This window comes from Pseudomonas sp. SBB6 (assembly GCF_024213215.1).
GTDB classification, from domain to species: Bacteria; Pseudomonadota; Gammaproteobacteria; order Pseudomonadales; family Pseudomonadaceae; genus Aquipseudomonas; species Aquipseudomonas donghuensis.
The window spans coordinates 100,120-117,268 of the sequence record NZ_JANAVH010000008.1; the positions used below are offsets into that span (position 1 = coordinate 100,120).

General features: G+C 62.5%; 17 protein-coding genes. 10 read left to right on the plus strand and 7 right to left on the minus strand.

Annotated features, from left to right (window positions below; genetic code table 11):
- Positions 1–336 precede the first annotated feature (336 nt).
- Positions 337–816, minus strand: coding sequence for an isochorismatase family protein (locus NLX68_RS17030; protein WP_254284931.1), 480 nt, complete (start codon positions 814–816; stop codon positions 337–339).
- 57 nt (positions 817–873) lie between these two features.
- Positions 874–1,311 carry an NUDIX domain-containing protein gene (locus tag NLX68_RS17035; protein WP_254284932.1) on the minus strand — a complete coding sequence of 146 codons (438 nt, stop codon included), beginning with the start codon at positions 1,309–1,311 and terminating at the stop codon, positions 874–876.
- A 194-nt stretch (positions 1,312–1,505) separates the two neighbouring features.
- On the opposite strand from NLX68_RS17035, the gene NLX68_RS17040 reads away from it, so the two are divergent.
- The 4 genes from NLX68_RS17040 (at position 1,506) to NLX68_RS17055 (ending at position 4,853) form a co-directional block, all read left to right on the plus strand.
- Positions 1,506–1,904: a hypothetical protein gene (locus tag NLX68_RS17040; RefSeq protein ID WP_254284934.1), complete on the plus strand. Its 399-nt coding sequence runs from the start codon at positions 1,506–1,508 to the stop codon at positions 1,902–1,904.
- Positions 1,905–2,046: 142 nt separating this feature from the next.
- A complete protein-coding gene (locus NLX68_RS17045; protein WP_254284935.1) occupies positions 2,047–2,937 on the plus strand; it encodes a sensor domain-containing diguanylate cyclase in 891 nt (296 codons plus the stop codon).
- A 4-nt stretch (positions 2,938–2,941) separates the two neighbouring features.
- The gene (locus NLX68_RS17050) at positions 2,942–3,100 is read left to right on the plus strand and encodes a DUF2986 domain-containing protein (protein ID WP_081492815.1); all 159 of its coding nucleotides are present in this window, start codon (positions 2,942–2,944) and stop codon (positions 3,098–3,100) included.
- A 163-nt stretch (positions 3,101–3,263) separates the two neighbouring features.
- Positions 3,264–4,853, plus strand: coding sequence for a hypothetical protein (locus NLX68_RS17055; RefSeq protein ID WP_254284936.1), 1,590 nt, complete (start codon positions 3,264–3,266; stop codon positions 4,851–4,853).
- On the opposite strand, the gene NLX68_RS17060 is transcribed toward NLX68_RS17055, so the two are convergent.
- Entirely contained in the window at positions 4,834–5,529 is a 696-nt protein-coding gene (locus tag NLX68_RS17060) for a tRNA (adenine(22)-N(1))-methyltransferase TrmK (RefSeq protein WP_302056234.1), read from the minus strand. The genes NLX68_RS17055 and NLX68_RS17060 overlap by 20 nt on opposite strands.
- 301 nt (positions 5,530–5,830) lie before the next feature.
- On the opposite strand from NLX68_RS17060, the gene NLX68_RS17065 reads away from it, so the two are divergent.
- Both NLX68_RS17065 and NLX68_RS17070 read left to right on the plus strand, forming a co-directional pair.
- A complete protein-coding gene (locus tag NLX68_RS17065; protein ID WP_254284937.1) occupies positions 5,831–6,769 on the plus strand; it encodes a WD40 repeat domain-containing protein in 939 nt (312 codons plus the stop codon).
- A gap of 11 nt (positions 6,770–6,780) precedes the next feature.
- Positions 6,781–7,293 carry a hypothetical protein gene (locus tag NLX68_RS17070; protein ID WP_254284938.1) on the plus strand — a complete coding sequence of 171 codons (513 nt, stop codon included), beginning with the start codon at positions 6,781–6,783 and terminating at the stop codon, positions 7,291–7,293.
- A 47-nt stretch (positions 7,294–7,340) separates the two neighbouring features.
- Here the strand turns inward: NLX68_RS17070 and NLX68_RS17075 are convergent, their stop codons facing one another.
- From NLX68_RS17075 to NLX68_RS17085, 3 genes are all read right to left on the minus strand, one after another.
- Positions 7,341–8,153 carry a class I SAM-dependent methyltransferase gene (locus NLX68_RS17075; RefSeq protein ID WP_254284939.1) on the minus strand — a complete coding sequence of 271 codons (813 nt, stop codon included), beginning with the start codon at positions 8,151–8,153 and terminating at the stop codon, positions 7,341–7,343.
- Positions 8,154–8,319: 166 nt separating this feature from the next.
- Complete coding sequence (locus tag NLX68_RS17080) at positions 8,320–10,524, minus strand: OsmC domain/YcaO domain-containing protein (RefSeq protein WP_254284940.1); 2,205 nt, start codon at positions 10,522–10,524, stop codon at positions 8,320–8,322.
- Between the two features lie 77 nt (positions 10,525–10,601).
- Positions 10,602–12,176 carry a winged helix-turn-helix domain-containing protein gene (locus NLX68_RS17085; RefSeq protein WP_254284941.1) on the minus strand — a complete coding sequence of 525 codons (1,575 nt, stop codon included), beginning with the start codon at positions 12,174–12,176 and terminating at the stop codon, positions 10,602–10,604.
- Positions 12,177–12,429: 253 nt separating this feature from the next.
- Between NLX68_RS17085 and NLX68_RS17090 the strand changes: the two genes are divergently transcribed.
- From NLX68_RS17090 to NLX68_RS17105, 4 genes are all read left to right on the plus strand, one after another.
- On the plus strand, positions 12,430–13,191 hold the full coding sequence (locus NLX68_RS17090) for an SDR family oxidoreductase (RefSeq protein ID WP_233674716.1): 762 nt from the start codon (positions 12,430–12,432) through the stop codon (positions 13,189–13,191).
- Positions 13,192–13,225: 34 nt separating this feature from the next.
- The gene (locus NLX68_RS17095; RefSeq protein ID WP_254284942.1) at positions 13,226–13,639 is read left to right on the plus strand and encodes a cupin domain-containing protein; all 414 of its coding nucleotides are present in this window, start codon (positions 13,226–13,228) and stop codon (positions 13,637–13,639) included.
- 65 nt (positions 13,640–13,704) lie between these two features.
- Positions 13,705–14,784 (plus strand): HlyD family secretion protein, encoded by a 1,080-nt coding sequence (locus tag NLX68_RS17100; protein WP_254284943.1) that lies wholly within the window; start codon positions 13,705–13,707, stop codon positions 14,782–14,784.
- Positions 14,785–14,816: 32 nt separating this feature from the next.
- A complete protein-coding gene (locus tag NLX68_RS17105; RefSeq protein ID WP_254285077.1) occupies positions 14,817–16,325 on the plus strand; it encodes an MFS transporter in 1,509 nt (502 codons plus the stop codon).
- Here NLX68_RS17105 and dapF read toward each other — a convergent pair.
- The gene (dapF, locus tag NLX68_RS17110; protein WP_254284944.1) at positions 16,322–17,128 is read right to left on the minus strand and encodes a diaminopimelate epimerase; all 807 of its coding nucleotides are present in this window, start codon (positions 17,126–17,128) and stop codon (positions 16,322–16,324) included. The two genes, NLX68_RS17105 and dapF, sit on opposite strands and share 4 nt — an antisense overlap.
- Between the last annotated feature and the right edge of the window lie 21 nt (positions 17,129–17,149).

The following is a 17,149-nucleotide window of genomic DNA, read 5'->3' on the forward strand; positions in this document are numbered from 1 at the left end:
ATGCTAATCCAGGTCCACTGATGGCCGCTTTCAGCCACGTTTCAATTCGCCCCGGTTTATTAAGCTTAGCCACACGCCGACGACAAGCGAAATGCAACGACCACCGGCAGCTTCTTCTGGCCGCTGGCCGCGACCCGCAGCGGGATGTGCGCGTTCAGGCAGACTCGTCAGCGCATAGCGACTTGAAAGTCGATAGCGAACGGTCAACGATGGGCGTTGGGCCCACGCTTGCGCGCGCTCCCGCTAAAGCTCAAAACCGCTGCGTTTTGGCCTGAAGCAGGCGTGTCGTGATGAGCACATAGATCGCCCTAGGCGCTCCTGCCAGCCTGTAAGAACTCATGCATCAAGTTCAGCAAGCACCTCTGCCCGGGTAGTCACCTGGCGGAAGTGATGCTGCCACAGATCGATGCCCAACCGACCTGACCTGTCCAGGGATGAGCCAATGGTCAGGTCGGTCACCAGCGTCGGCATGAGCCCTGCATCGAACAGTGCAAACCCGGCGGCAAGCACGCAGGTTTCGGTCTGCAGGCCACAAACCAGCACGCGCTCCACGCCGAGCTGCTTGATGTACTCGATGGTTTCAGCGGTCTGCCCATAGCCGTGCTTTACAAACACTTTGTCGGCTTCGACCAGGCTTTCGTCTTCGGCCGCGGGATGCCAGCCGAATTGTTTGGCAAACGGGGTTACCTGCTCATCATGCAGCTCGACCGAGGCAATCGTGACAATTCGCTCTGACAACGCCCGCACCCCATCGACCAGCCACTCGGGTGGACTGAACGTGGACTGGACATCAACGATAAGCAAAACCTGGCGCATAAGCTTTTCTCGGGCATCAACCAATGGCCCGGAGTATATCGCCCTGCGGCGGATTATTTAGCCCTGTTTGCCTGGCCAATGACCACGCGTTTTCAAGGTCGCGCAGACAAACCGCAGCGCTCGTTGAAACACGGGGTGGCAGTCGGCAAGGGGTAAATGCTCAAGCGCCGCCCAGAAGAATGTGAACACGTGGCCATGATCGTCGAGCGTCTGATGAGACCACTGCTCAGGCAGCGGTCCGCTCGCCCGGCACAATTGAAACGACCAGGTCTGGCCAAGGTGCTCGGCATCCCAACACCCCAGGTCGTCCACGATGCTGGCGGCATTGATGCCAGACTCTTGCGCCAGTTCTCGCAGCGCTGCCTGAGCAGGTGTTTCGCCGGTTTCAATGCTGCCCTTCACCAGTTGCACTCCGGCCAGCGGATGACGAAACAACAGGAGCCTGGGGTGCGGCGTGGATGAAAGAACCACTGCGCAGGCCTTGTCAGGGAGCATGGCGATTTCCTTATCGGCAAAGACGGTTGAGCATCATACGCCAGGAGCAGGCCTGCCTCGCGATGGCGGTTTGGCGGTCATATTGATTCGCGGGTCAAGCCCACGCCTAATTAAGCAGCGGCGCCTTAGAACTTTTCCCTTTTTATCGGTCTATGTGGATACGTTCAATCGTCCTTCAGAGGTTGTCATCGCTCATGAAATTCCAAGCCCCACGGATGGTGCTCGTTGCCCTGTTCGCATTCGCGGCAGTGGGCTCGGCATCAGCAACACAGATGAAGACCTCAACCCCTGCTGTCGCCGCTCCAACGCCAGTTGTCCAGGCGCCAGCCCTGGCGGCCGGCAACCCGTGGCCAACTATCGCCAGCATGGCCGAAAACCAGCCTGGGCCGTTGCTTGCCCATGATGACCGCTACCGGCATGACGAGCGTTGGCATGATCGTCGAGACGATTGGCGCCGAGACAACTGGCGCAGGGAACAATGGCGTCGCGAGCAAGCCCGCCGCGAAGCCGAGCGCCATCGTTACTGGGAACGCCACCATGATCGGGCCATGCGTTACCGTTATGAGGACGATCGCCGCTACTATCGTCGCTAAGGCGTAACGGCGGGTCGCTCGCGTCCCCCATAACCGTCAGCCATTGGCCGGACCGCGGCAGCTTACGTTGCTCCGATCCACACTGTATTGGCCCAGCGCGATAGCGTTATGATCGGGCGATCTGAACCGGACGTCCCAGCCTATGCCAATAGACCTCCAAGCGCTCTACCCCAAACTGATCCATCTGATGCTGGACACGGTCTTCGTGGTCGACAGGGATAACCAGATTGTATTTGTCAGTGATGCTTGCGAGGCACTGCTCGGCTACGGCGCCGACGAGCTGACCGGTACCCCGATCACCGACTACATCCATCCTGACGATCTGGCGGTCACGCGGGCCTCCATTGTCCGGGTCATGAATGGCCAATCCCACGTTGACTTCCGCAACCGTTACATCCGCAAGGATGGCGGTGTCGTGCATATCCTGTGGGCGGCCTTCTGGTCCGAGGAGGTGGGTGCGCGAATCGGTGTGGCGCGGGACGTCACGGCCCTCAGGCAGGCCGAGGAGGAATTACGCTTCCTCGCCCATCATGATCCATTGACAGCACTGACCAACCGCTCGCTGTTCAATCAACGAATGGAGTCGGCCCTTCGAGCGGCGCAGCACCACCAGAGCACCCTGGCGCTGCTGTTTCTGGATATCAATGACTTCAAGGGCATTAATGATGTCCATGGGCATGCCATGGGTGATCGGATTCTCTGCATGATTGCCCGACGCCTGGAGGGCTGCGTACGTGAAACCGACACGGTAGCCCGGATGGGGGGCGATGAATTCACCGTGCTGCTGCCGGGTATCCAGTCACACGATGCCGTTTACGCAAAGGTGGAGCAGATTCTCGCGGCCATGGCCGAGCCGCTCGGCGCTGAATTTGGCGGGATCAAAATGCCCTCCTGCAGTGTCGGCGTGGCCTTTTACCCCAAGGACGCAGAGGATGCCGACACGTTGCTCAGCCATGCGGATGGCGATATGTACCGGATCAAAAAACAACGTGGCGCGCAGCTGATATCATTCAAGCATTTACCAGCCGAGTAACAACGTGAATCGTCAAAAGAAGATAAAGCAGCTGTTAAAGGCTCATGCCAAAAAGGCCAGTGCCAAACTGGCACCGAAGAGCAAGCCTAAATACATCAGTAAAGCTGACCGCTTGAAACTGGCCGCTGAGCCCAGTCACGACGCCGTCACTCAGGGCGAATGAATCGCCGCCAACTGGATGGCCCCCCATACGAAGCTCAGCGTGGTGCGCCCGGCCTGATCAACACCTACCGTACCGCGCGACCAGCATCGCAGTCCTGATGCTCAAGCTCGGCAAAACGCCGCCGATACCCCTTTAACTAGTATGGAAACTACGGGTACCGACCATGAGCCCAATCATCGCAGGATTGCGTATTGCCCCTGCATACACGGCCCCCCAGCCGACACCGGCCAGCACCGCCAATACCCGCACCGAGCAGGTCGCGGCGACCCCGAGTACTACCGTCAGCCTGGGCCAGAACCCCCGTGGCGACGACGCAGGCACCTATTCGTCCCGTGGGGCAGTCGCCGTGCCGATGCGCTACGTGCTGGAACACGACAGCCTGAACAAGCTCAGCATGAACCTGCTCGGCGGCGTCCAGTCTTCCGCTATCGGCTCGCGCTTGCACGGGCTTGGCGCTGCCGTGCTGAATCAGCTGGTGGCCAACGGCGGGCAGTCCTTTACGCAATCGGTATTCGCCTTCGCCGACGGGGCCCAGCCAAGCGCCGAAGTCCTCAAGCTTCAAGGCGATAACCTGCGCCAACACCCGGCCAATGGCGTGAGCCTGAGCCTGACTACCGCCTCCGGAGCCACTGTCACCCTGTCCCTGGCCAGCAATGAGCAAGGCCTGGCGGTGAGCGCCGAGGTGCAGGGCGGCCAACTCAGCAGCGATGAGCTCGAGGGCCTGGCGGCGCTGTCCGATAGTTTCCAGGCGACCATCAATGGCCTGAGCGCACAGCCCCCACGCCTGCAATTGGGCAAACTGGCCACGCTCGACCCGGCGCTGTTCCGCTCGCTGCAGATGAACGCCAGGCTCGACACACCCAGCGGCGAGCCGCTGAGCTTTGACCTGAGCCTGAACGACAGCGCACGCACCCTCAGCCTGCAAGGGCCTGACGGTAACGTGAAACTGAACCTCGATACCCGCGACACGTCATTACTGGGCACCAGCGCCCAGCGTCAGGCGGCGATCAGTCATTACCTGAAGCAGTTCGACGCGGCGCAAAGCCGGGGCAACGGCGACGAGGGCCTGGTGAGCCTGTTCAAGGACGCCTTCGTCCAGCTCAACAGTGCCGACGACACAGGCAAACCGTCGAGCGGCCGTATCCCGCTGCTGGCGGCCAAAGACACTGCCCTGCTCAGCGGCCTGGCCGACTTCAGCGCCTCGATCAGCCAGTCAGTCCAGCAGATCAACCCGATGCGGCCGACAGAAACCGACCACTTCGACTATCAGGTCTCCCAGTCGACCACGATCCGCGGCACGGCCCAGTTGGGTCGCACGGTGCAACAGGATCAGCAGGCACGGCTGACGGCCGCCTATCATGCAGACTTCAACCCCCAGGTGGGGCTGAGCCTTGACCCGGCGTCGCAGAACTACCGCTACCACGAGATCAACGATCAATCGAGCAGCAGTACCCGCCTGGTCTACGACAAAAGTCGCCTGGTAGAGGCCAGCGTCACCCAGCAGGCCAGCCGCAATGAACGGGTGCGCACCTACGCCAATGGCCAGGTGGAAAACGACGTGAACACACCGACCTCGGCCACTGAATCGCGCAACCTGGTCGGCCTGCTCAACGACCTGTTCGAGCGCGAGCGCACCGCCCAGCGCGAGCGCGGCGTGTCGATCCTGGAGGCGCAGTTGCAGTCGCTACGCAGCCAGTGGCAATTGCAGGCCGACCCAACGGATATACAAAGGCTTACGCCAGCAGCTCGGTAATCCACCGGGCCTGCCGGGCAACTTGCTGAACCTTCGCCTCGGGCACGGCGTGCCGCGCCCGGGCGAAGTTGGCCAGGGTCTGCTGCTTGCGCCGCAGGATGCTCTGCCACTTGGCCAGGAACGCCGGGCTACGGGCCTGCATCTGCAGCGGGCCGAAGTACAGCTGTTCGGCGCTGTAGGTCACAGGGCCTGCGCGCTCGGCAACGATGATTTCGTAGTCGAAGCGGTTTTCCCGCAGTATTTCTTCGCAGAGTATCCGGTAGCCGTTTTCCATCAACCACAGGCGCAAAGGCTGCTCGCCGCCGTTGGGTTGCAGGATCAGCCGTTCCTGCCCGTTCAAGTGCGCCTTGCCACTGTCGAGGATGTCGCGAATGGTCTCGCCGCCCATGCCGCAGATGCTGATCGCGCTGATGCCATCAGCCGGCTCGATCGCCGCCAGGCCGTTGGCCAGGCGCACGCTGACCTGCTGCTCCAGGCCGTTGTCGCGCACGGTGCGTTGGGCCGCGCTGAATGGCGTCAAGGCCACCTCGCCAGCCACCGCCGCCGCAATCGCGCCACGGCGCAGCAACGCCACCGGCAGGTAGGCATGATCCGAGCCAATATCGGCCAGCCGCGCCCCCGCTGGCACCTGCGCCGCGACGCGCTCCAGGCGCATGGACAATGTCTGTTCGTTCAACTGCAGCCCCTTTTCACCCGCAACATCCGGCACCTCTGGCCGGACCGGGGCGCGATTCTGGCGGGCAATGCGGGGTATTTCAACTTAATGCGACCGGGCACCGTTTGATCTGCTGGCTGCACTGGCCTCATCGCCGGCAAGGCCGGCTCCCACAATGGATCTGTATACACCCCACCCTGTGGGAGCTGGCTTTGCCAGCGATCGAGCGCGCAGCGGTCGTAATCCAGGCAGAACTGGTTTCCAGCCACCCTATCCAGCCTTTATCCTGCGCCACCTTGCCCACTGGTTTTCGGGAGTTGCAATGTACATTGATGTACCACGCCGCCTGGTGTTCTTCGACAAAAGCGACAGCATTCGGCCCACCTGCCTGACCCAGTACGATCCGGACACCGGCGCATTGACCCGGCCAGCCGGCCCCCAGGCCGATGATAGTGTCTGCGACATCTCCCGCGATGGTCGGCGCATGGCCCTGCTAGGTTGCGACTGGCAGGTGGTGCGTGGCGCCAGCCGTTCGCGCCTGAGCTTTCTTCAGGGCGGCACACAGCTGCATGAGACCGACAGGTATCTGTCGTACTGGTCACGCCTGGACCCCAGTGGCCAGTACGCGCTGGTCAGCGTCGGCAACGATAAAAAGCGCCCCGTGATCATCGACCTGGACAACGGTAAGTGCAGCGAGCCTATCGCCCGTGATGTCGATGCCAGGTTCGGCTGTATCGACCCTGTGCAAGGCAAACTCTGGGCACCCGATGAACGTGCCCGCAACAGCGTGCTGACGGTTGACTGCGCCAGTGGCGAGATCAACAAGATCAGCCTGGCGCTGGAGGCCAAGGTCAAAAGCCTGCGTTTTTCCCGTGATGGTCAGTACCTGTTCGCCACCGGCGAAAACAACCGCCTGCTGTGCTGCGATCGCACTGGCGCGACGCGCTGGGCCAGGGACATGGGCGAATACGGCCAGATAGGTGCCGGAAACATCCTGTTCAATGAATCCGGCAGCCACCTGTGCATGCCGATCCCGGCAACACAACGCTCCAATTGGGGCGAAGACGTCATCATCGCAACGGCCAGCGGCCAGACCGAGACCACGGTGGTACGCCAGAAGGGCCCACCCGGCCGGCTTGCCGCCGACTGGTTTGGTGATCGGCTGTTGACCCATCGTCTGGAGGTCGTGGACTTCTTCACTGGTGATGTCGTCGATGTGCTTGATCTGAACAGCACCCTACCCGCTGATAGCCACATTTGAGAGCGCAAACCATGCTTGTACTGCCAAAGGGAGAAAGCCACGGGATAATGGTAGGCCCGCGCTGGCCGTCTTCTGAAGTAGCCATCGATCAAGAAACGTTGCAAAAGCTGGTTGAGGCCCAGTCGACACTGCCCCCCTCCATTGAGCTGTTGCTGGTGCGCGGATATGAGGACAAAAGCAGCAGTCTCGGTTTTTTCAGAACGCTCTCACGCTGGCTGGGCATCAAGGTGTTTTGCGCCTGCTATCCCGGGCGCAAGGATGAAGTCGGCGAGATTTTCGGCGCCAATGGCCATGACGTCGATGGCTCACATGTCGATGTGTCCATTGTGTTAAAGGGAAAACGGCTGCGTTTCCTGCCCTTTGGGGTCTTTACCTCGCTGACTCGCCAGCGCGCACGCGCAGCGAAGTACCTCGATGTTGTCGATAGGGTCAAAGACGCATTAAAACAATGCGGCTTTGACATCCATCGGAATGAGACTGAGAGCATGCAGATCCATTGCGACTACAAACCTCGGAAGGCATAACCCGCCCTCAACATACCGGCTCTCACAGCGTTGATGATGCAGGTACTTCAGCGGCGAGTGATGACGATCTCCAGATACTCGCTGGGCACCACCAGCGACGCCTCCCCCGCCACATTGTTGTCATTGAGCAACTGCATCAGATCGCGCTCCAGCGCATTGGCCGCGTCACCTTCCAATGACGCAAATGCCTTGTGCACCGGCCCGTACCAGGTCCTGAACACCTCGATGAAATGCGCCGGCGAACGATAACGAAAATTGAAATGCTGACGGCTGACCTTGATCGCGCCAATGTCATCACCGAACAGGTTGTGCAACTGCTCTTCATCGCCCCAGCGCGACGGCGGTTGCGCTCCGACAGGCGGCGGCACGTGGCGGCCGAGGGTCTTGAACATCTGCCCGACAAACCCTTGCGGGGTCCAGTTGGCCAGGCCAATGCGCCCACCCGAACGGCACACGCGGCCCAGCTCCTTCGCCGCTTGTGCCTGGTCGGGGGCGAACATCACGCCGAAGGTCGACAGCACGGCATCGAAGGTGCCGTCCTGGAACGGCAAGGCTTCGACATCGGCGACTTGAAAGGTTACGTTCAACCGCTCAGCCCGCGCGCGCTCCTCACCTCGTTTGAGCAACTCGGGTACGTAATCGGTGGAGGTCACCTGGCAGCCACGGCGTGCGGCGGCCAGGGTGGCATTACCGTTGCCGGCCGCAACATCCAGGACCTTTTCATCCCAGCGCAAGTCGCAGGCTTCAGCCAAACATTCGCCAACCAGTTGCAAGGTCGTACCGATCACCGCGTAATCGCCACTGGCCCACGCCGCCTGCTGGCGCGCCTTCAATGCATTCAAATCCAGGGGTGTGCTCATGGTCTGCACCTGATGAGGTTGTACACACGAGCGTTCAGCTAAACGCTAACCCCATCATCCAGCAAGGGCTGCTGTTTCGGTGGCAAGACCCGTTGGCTACATGGCTATAACCCGGGCGAATAAACACAAAAAAAGCACCCGAAGGTGCTTTCTCTGTTAGCGCGATTTAACGGGACAGGTTCGCTACCTTGGCCCGGGCCGCGTGCAACTTCTTATAGCTGTCGATCAAGCGCAGGTGGCGATCGAGCCCTTCGAGTTTCAGGCTGGTCGGCGTCAGGCCATGGAAGCGCACGCTGCCGTCCACCGAGCCGAGCACCGCATCCATGCGCGGGTTGCCGAACATGCGGCGGAAGTTGACTTCGTAATCGGCCAGTTCCAGCTCGTCATCCAGCGCCACCTCGAGCACCACATTCAGCGCCTGATAGAACAGGCCGCGCTCAACGGTGTTGTCGTTGTACTGCAGGAAGGTTTCGACCAGCTCTTTTGCCGGCTCAAACTGCTGCAGCGCGAGGTGGATCAGCAGCTTCAACTCAAGGATGGTCAACTGCCCCCAGGCGGTGTTGTCGTCAAACTCGACGCCGATCAAGGTGGTGATGTCGGTGTAATCATCCAGCTCGCTTTCTTCCAGACGCTCGACCAACGCGTGCAGTTGCTCATCATCCAGGCGGTGCAGGTTGAGGATATCTTCGCGGAAAAACAGCGCCTTGTTGGTGTTGTCCCAGATCAGGTCGTCGACCGGATAGATTTCCGAATAGTCCGGCACCAGGATGCGGCAAGCGGTAGCACCCAGGTGCTCGTACACCGCCATGTACACTTCTTTGCCCATGTCTTCGAGAATGCCGAACAGCGCCGCGGCTTCTTCGACGTTGGCGTGTTCACCCTCGGCAGCGAAGTCCCACTCGACGAATTCGAAGTCTGCCTTGGCACTGAAGAAGCGCCACGACACCACACCGCTGGAGTCGATGAAGTGTTCGACAAAGTTGTTTGGCTCGGTCACCGCATGGCTTTCGAAAGTCGGTTGCGGCAGGTCGTTCAGGCCTTCGAAACTGCGGCCCTGGAGCAATTCGGTCAAGCTGCGTTCCAGCGCCACTTCAAAGCTTGGGTGCGCGCCGAACGAGGCAAACACGCCGCCGGTGCGCGGGTTCATCAAGGTCACGCACATCACCGGGAAGGCACCGCCCAGCGATGCATCCTTGACCAGCACCGGGAAGCCCTGCTCTTCCAGGCCCTGTATACCGGCAAGAATTCCCGGGTACTTGGCCAGTACGTCCTGTGGCACATCCGGCAATGCCAGCTCGCCTTCGAGGATTTCACGCTTGACCGCCCGTTCGAAGATCTCCGACAGGCATTGCACCTGGGCTTCAGCCAGGGTGTTACCGGCGCTCATGCCGTTGCTCAGGTACAGGTTCTCGATCAGGTTGGAGGGGAAATACACCACCTCACCGTCGGACTGGCGCACGAACGGCAGCGAGCAGATGCCACGCTCGATATTGCCGGAGTTGGTGTCGTACAGGTGCGAGCCAAGCAGCTCGCCATCGGGGTTGTAAATCTCGCGGCAGTACTCGTCGAGAATCTCCGCCGGCAGCGCATCTTTACGCCCGGGCTTGAACCAGCGCTCGTCCGGGTAATGGACGAAGTCGGCGTTGGCGATGTCTTCGCCCCAGAACTGATCGTTGTAGAAGAAGTTGCAGTTGAGCCGCTCGATGAATTCGCCCAGCGCCGAGGCCAGCGCGCCCTCTTTGGTTGCGCCCTTGCCATTGGTGAAGCACATCGGCGACTGCGCATCGCGAATGTGCAGCGACCAGACATTGGGCACGATGTTGCGCCACGAGGCGATCTCGATCTTCATGCCCAGGCCGGCGAGAATCCCCGACATGTTGGCGATGGTCTGCTCCAGCGGCAGGTCCTTGCCGACGATATAGGTGCTGGTGTCCGAGGCCGGGTCGAGCATCAGCAAGGCCTGGGCGTTGGCATCGAGGTTTTCCACCTCTTCGATGACAAACTCGGGGCCGGTCTGCACCACTTTTTTCACCGTGCAACGGTCGATCGAGCGCAGGATGCCCTGGCGGTCCTTCTCGCTGATATCGGCCGGCAGCTCGACCTGGATCTTGAAGATCTGCTTGTAGCGGTTTTCCGGGTCGACAATGTTGTTTTGCGACAGGCGGATATTATCGGTGGGGATATCGCGGGTCTGGCAGTACAGCTTTACGAAGTACGCCGCGCACAGGGCCGACGAAGCCAGAAAGTAATCGAACGGCCCCGGTGCCGAGCCATCGCCCTTGTAGCGGATCGGTTGATCGGCCACCACCGTGAAGTCATCGAACTTGGCTTCAAGTCGAAGGTTGTCGAGAAAGTTAACCTTGATTTCCATGCGGGAATACCATACGAGCAAAACGATTTGGCCGCCATTATCCGGGTTTTCGCCGGGAAGTCTTGTGCCGGGCGCAATTACTCGGGCAAACCCGCCAGGCGTAGCCCCTGGGCAAACCGCTCAAAGTCCTCGCCCTGCTGGATCGGCAGCCATTCCTTGAGCCTCGACACCCGCAAGGTCGGGTCCATCGCCCGCAGGCGCTGCATCGCCAGCTCGACTTTGTCCTGCCGGCCGGCGTGGGCGTAGCTGGCCGCCAGCAGGGCTGCAGCCGGCAGCAGGCTGGGCAGGTTACCCAGGGCCTTTTCGGCCCAGCTGGCGGCGATGTCGAAGCGGCCGGCAAAAAAGTGCGCCAGGGCCATGCCCACCTGCATGCGAAACATCTCCGGGTCCAGCGGGCTCAGGCGCACGGCATGGTTGAGGTTGTCGATGGCCGCCTCGGTTTCGCCGCGCAGGGCACGCAAAATACCGCCCAGGTACCAGGCCGGAGCCAGGTTGGGGTTGAGCAGCCGGGCGCGGTCGAGCAAGGCGATGCCGCTGTCGACATCGCCCGCCAGGTGCGCCAGGGCATGGCCACCACGGGTCAGGGCCACGGCGTCGTCGCGGCCAAGCACCACGGCCAGGCGCGCCAGCCGCGTGCCTTCGGCGATCTCCCGCGGGCGATCGCTCATCCAGCCATTGATCTTGCGCCAGAAGTGGCACCAGGCGGCCATGCCGTAGGCCGAGGCGAATTCCGGGTCCAGTTCGATAGCCCGGTAGAACAGCGCCAGGGCCTGTTCGATGGCTTCGCGGGTACCGTTATGCAGTTTGGCCGTACCGCGCAGGTAGTAGTCGTAGGCATCGAGGCTGTCGGTGGGTTTGCGCTTGGCCCGCTCGATTTCGGCCCGTTCCAGCTGTGGGGCAATGGCGCCGACCACGCTTTCGGCAATGCGGTCCTGCAGGTCGAAAATGTCGTCGAGCAGGCCTTCGAAGCGCTCGGCCCACAGATGCGTGCCGCTGCTGGCATCAATCAACTGGCCGGTAATACGCACCTTGTTGCCGGCCTTGCGCACGCTGCCTTCAAGCACGTAGCGCACACCCAGCTCCTGGCCGATGCCCTGCACGTCCACCGCGCTGCCCTTGTAGGTAAAGCTGGTGTTGCGGGCGATGACGAACAGCCAGCGCAGACGCGACAAGGCAGCGATGATGTCTTCGACCATGCCGTCGGCGAAGTAGTCCTGCTCGGGGTCGCCGCTGAGGTTGTGGAACGGCAGCACGGTGATCGACGGTTTGTCTGGCAGGTTCAGTGTGGCGGCTGGCGCCGGCAGTGGTTCGGCTGACAGTACAGGCTCATCGGCCAGGCCCTCGCAACGGCTGACCACGCCTGTGAAGCGGTAGCCCTTGCGCGGCACGGTGCGCACCAGGCGCTGCTGCTCGCCGGTGTCGCCGATGGCCTTGCGCACGGCGTTGATGTGGCTGGTGATGGTCGATTCGGAGACGATGCGCCCGCTCCATACCGCCTGCAGCAGGTCGTCCTTGCTGACCACCCGTTCGTGGTTGCTGACCAGCAGCAGCAACAGGTCGAACACCTGCGGGCCGATGGCCACGACCTGGCCGCGCTGGGTCAGCTCCCGGCGCTGCTGGTCGAGCACGTAGTCTTCAAACACGAATTGCACGGTGGCTATCCCCTGGGTCGAGCGCCCCCGACTCCGTGTCCGAGCTGGCGATTGGTCGTGGTTTCGATCATACGGCAGGCCGTGGCCGGCTGCACCGTCCAGCGGGCCGGCCAGCGCAGGTTGGAGGCTTTGGACATAAATCCACGCCAATGCCAAGGCAAATCCAAGCCTGCTGCAAGGACTTGCCCCTGCGCGGCTGGCACGCTTGAGCCCATCGACAGCAATGGTTGCCGTCGGCAAGCGGAGAGTCCCCATGAAAATCGTCGTCATCGGAGGCACCGGCCTCATCGGATCGAAACTGGTGAAAAACCTGCGCGAGCGCGGCCATGACGCCGTCGCCGCCTCGCCCAACACTGGGGTCAACAGCATTACCCGCGAGGGCCTGGCCGAGGCGATGGATGGCGCCCAGGTGGTGGTCGATGTGGCCAACGCGCCGTCGTGGGAAGACCAGGCGGTGCTGGAGTTCTTTGAAACCTCCACCCGCAACCTGCTGGCCGCCGAAGCCGCTGCCGGCGTCGGCCATCATGTGGCGCTGTCGATCGTCGGCAGCGAGCGGCTGCCGGCCAACGGCTACTTTCGTGCCAAGGTCGCCCAGGAGAACCTGATCAAGGCGTCCGGCCAGCCCTTCACCCTGCTGCGCGCCACGCAGTTCTTCGAGTTTGTCGGCGGCATTGCCCAGGCAGCCATGGTTGGCGACGAAGTACGCCTGTCACCGGCGCTGATCCAGCCCATGGCTTCCGATGATGTCGCTGCAGCGCTCACCGATGTGGCCCTGGCGGCGCCGCTCAACGCCACCGTGGAAGTCGCCGGCCCCGAAGCCCTGCCGCTGGATGAGCTGGTGCGGCGTTTGTTCCGCGCCACCGACGACACCCGCAAGGTGGTGCCGGATGTGCACGCGCGCTACTTCGGCGATGTACTCGACGACCAGTCGCTGACCCCCGGCAGCAATCCGCGCCTGGGTGCGATCCGCTTCGAGGACTGGCTGGCGCAATCCACCCCCCAGGCACCGCGCTGAGACACGCTCACCCACTCATTGAAGGAGCATTGCCATGTTTAGCCGATTGGTTCTCGCCGCCGCCTTTGCCAGCCTGTCGATCACCAGCGCCTGGGCTGGCGAACCGCAACCGGGCAAGGTCAGCGTGGTGTTCGACCGCGCCCTGCCCAATGTGCCGGGCAAGAGCATGAAGGGCGTGCTGGTGGAATACGCGCCGGGCGGCGCATCACCGGCGCACCTGCATCCGAAGTCGGCGTTCATCTACGCCACGGTGCTCGAAGGCGCGGTGCGCAGCAAGGTCGGTGACGGCCCGGAGAAGGTCTACAAGGCCGGGGAACATTTCGTCGAGGAGCCCGGCGCCTTTCATGCGGTCAGCGCTAATGCCAGCAGCACCGAGCCGGCCCGCCTGCTGGCGGTGTTCGTGCTCGACAGCAGCGAGCAGGAGCTGGTCAAGCCCGTTAAAAAGTAACCACGCCAGGTGACCCTCGCCAGCTTCGGCTGCCGCAGGCGCCGGCATTGAACAGGACACCGATCATGAACGCGCTCGAGCCCTCCCCCGACGTCGAGACAGCACCGGCAGCGCCACGGCGCGGCAAGCGCAAGGTCATCGGCCTGCTGCTTTGCGCCAGTGCCCTGGCGGTGTTGGTGGCTGGCTGGGCGGCAGGGTTCAGCGACGCCAGCACCTCCACCGACAACGCCTACGTGCGCGGCGACGTCACCTCGCTAGCGGCCAAGGTGGCCGGCTACGTGACCGCGGTCCAGGTCCAGGACAACCAGAGCGTGCGCGCCGGTGACGTGCTGTTTCGCATCGACGACCAGGACTACCGCGCTCACCTGGACCAGGCCGAAGCCAATTACAACGCGGCCCAGGCGCGCCTGAGCCATGTCGATGCCCAAACCCAGCTGCAACGCGCACTGATTCGCCAGGCCGAGGCCCAGCGGCGCTCGGCCGCCGCCGAAATGAACCTGGCGAGCAAAACCCACGACCGCAGCCGCAAGCTGATCGTCAGCAACGCCGTCAGCCAGGCCCTGGTCGATGAAACCGGCGCGGCGCAATCAAAAGCCGCGGCGACGGTGTCTGCCGCCTCGGCCTCGGTAGACGCGCAACAGCAGCACATCGCCGTGCTGCTTGCCCAGCGTCAAGCCGCCGTTGCTGCCGTAGCCCAGGCCCAGGCCGCGCGGGACCTGGCGCGGATTGACCTGGACAGCACGGTGGTGCGCGCCCCGGTGGATGGCGTGGTCGGCAATCGCCAGGTGCGGGTCGGGCGCTTTGTGACCACCGGCGTGGCCTTGCTCGATATCGTGCCGGTCAACGATGTGTGGGTGGTGGCCAATTTCAAGGAAACCCAGCTTGGGCCGATCCACCCTGGCCAGCGCGTGCGCATCACCGTCGACGGCTACCCCGACGACGTGCTGGAAGGCGTGGTCGACAGCTTTGCCCCCGGCAGCGGTTCGGCGTTCAGCCTGCTGCCGGCCGACAACGCCACCGGCAATTTCGTCCGGGTCGTGCAGCGTGTGCCGGTGAAGATCCGCCTGGCCCATAACCCCCTGCCCGGGCGCATCGTGCCGGGCCTGTCGGCGCGGGTCGAGGTGGCCCATGGCGGTGGCTCGTGAAGCGCGGCGGCGCTAGCCTGCTGGTGGTCGGCATGCTGCTCGCCACCCTGACCGAGGCCATCGCCAGTACCGTGCTGGCGCTGGGGCGCGGCGACATCATCGGCGACACCTATGCCACACCCGATGAGTTCGCCTGGCTGGATATCGGCTACACCGGGTTCAAACTGATCGGTTTCATGAGCGCCGCCTGGCTGCTCAAGCGCTTCGATCCCCGGCAGGTACTCATCGGTGCGACCCTGGCCATGGGCCTGGCTTGCGCCATCGCGGTTTACACCACGCAACTGCAGTTGCTGATTGCGTTGCGGGTGGCGCAGGGTTTTGCCGGCGGCACCCTGCTGGTCGGCGGTCAGATGCTCCTGTTTCGGGCCTACCCGCGCGCCTGGCAACCGCTCATTCAAGCGCTGTTCGCCATGGGCGCCGTGGTTGCCCCGGCGACCCTGGCCCCGGCCCTGCAAGGCTGGTTGCTGGACAGCCAGTCGTGGACCTGGATCTTCTTCAGCGTCGTGCCGCTGGCGCTGCTGGCCGGTGGGCTTGTGCTGCTCGCCGACGTGCCGAAGCCGGCCAAAGCCCGACAGCTGCCGTTTGACTGGCTTGGCTTGTTTTTCCTCGCCACTGCGCTGTTGTGCTTTACCTACGTGCTCAGCCAGGGCAGCCGCTGGGACTGGTTCGAGGAGCCTCGCATCCGCTGGCTGACGGTGATTGGCGCAGCGGCGCTGCTGGTGTTTCTCGGTCAGCAAGTGCTGGCCAAGGGTCGAGGTCTGCTCGACTTCAGCCTGTTCCAATCGAGCGATTTTGCCTTCGCCTTTATCGTCAGTTTTGTCGCCGGTGCGGCCTTGTTTGGCAGTGCGTACCTGATCCCGGCATTTGCCTTGTCGGTGCTTGGCTTTACCCCGACGAGTGCCGGTTTGTTGCTGTTACCCAGTGGCGCGTTTTTCGTTGGTGCGCTGCTGGTTTCGGCCTACCTCATGCAGGCACGTGGGGTGCCGCCGTTTGCCACGGTGCCCTTTGGCATCGGGCTGATCATGATCGCCATGTGGATGCTGTCTGGCTCGACCAGCGAAAGCGGCAGCGCAAACATGATGGCGGCCATTGTATTGCGCGGGCTGGGCTTGGGTTTTCTGTTTTTGTCGATCACCCTGATTGCCTTCACTCACCTCAACAGCCGCAACCTGGCGGCCGGCATTGGCCTGTTCAATGCCGGGCGGCAGTTAGGCGGGCTGATGGGTGTGGCCGGGTTGCAGACCCTGATCGAGCATGACGTCGCGACCAATGCCGTGGTGCTCGGCACCAGTGTTACGCCCGGCAGCGCGGCGATGATGGAGCGCTTGACCACCAGTACGGTGTTGCTGATGGGTAAAGGCATGGATGCAGCGGCGGCTGCGCGGGCGGCGACAAATTTGCTGGGGCGGGCGCTGTCCGGGCAGGCCCAGGTGATTGCCTTCGACAGTGCGTTCATGGCCGTGACGCTGCTGTTTGCCGTGGCGGCGCCAGTGCTGGTTGGGATAAAAATCGCTTTCGCGAAGCTGGGAGCTCGGGGCTAGAGGCTATCGGCAAGTTCTCCCGAGTAGCTCAAGGCGACCGGCCCGGTGAGAAAGACCGGGCCCACGCCATCCCATTGCACAGTGACCGTCCCGCCATCACATTCCACCTCAACGCAAGGGTCCAGCAGGCCGCGACGGATGCCGTTGACCACCGCACCACAGGAGCAAGACCCTGAACCCAATGGAATGCCGCCCCAACGCTCCCAGATGCGCAAGCGGATGTGGCTTCGGTCGATGACCTGAACGAAATGCACGTTGGTCCGGTTGGGGAACAGCGGATGGGTTTCGATGCTCGGGCCGATAGCCGCCAGGTCAATGACCGCCAGATCATCGACAAAAAAGCTGCAGTGCGGGTTGCCCATGCTGCAGGCGCTGGGGTCCCCGGCCAGTGGCAATACAGCCGTATCCATTGCTTCAGCCAGCGGAACATCCGACCAGCCGAACAGCGGCACACCCATGCTGACGGCAATGGCGCCCGTTGCCGTTCGTTCGCACGTCAGTAGCCCACGGTTGGTGCGCAAGGTTATCGACGTGGTGTTCGCTTCATGCATCAACCGCTGCGCAGCACCCCGTGTTGCGCTGCCGCAAACGTCCAGCGGGGAGCCATCGGCATTCCAGAACAGCAGTCGCGCATCAGCCTCTTGGCAATCAAGCACGACTGCAAGTTGATTGAAGCCGATGCCGCTGACGCGATCACCCAGCCGCCGAGCGAGCGTGCTGGTGATGGGGTTGGAGGCGTTGCGCGCATCGACGATAACGAAGTCGTCGCCATTGGCGTGCATCTTGTGAAAAATCAGCGGCATGGATCGACCCTGGCAACGAGA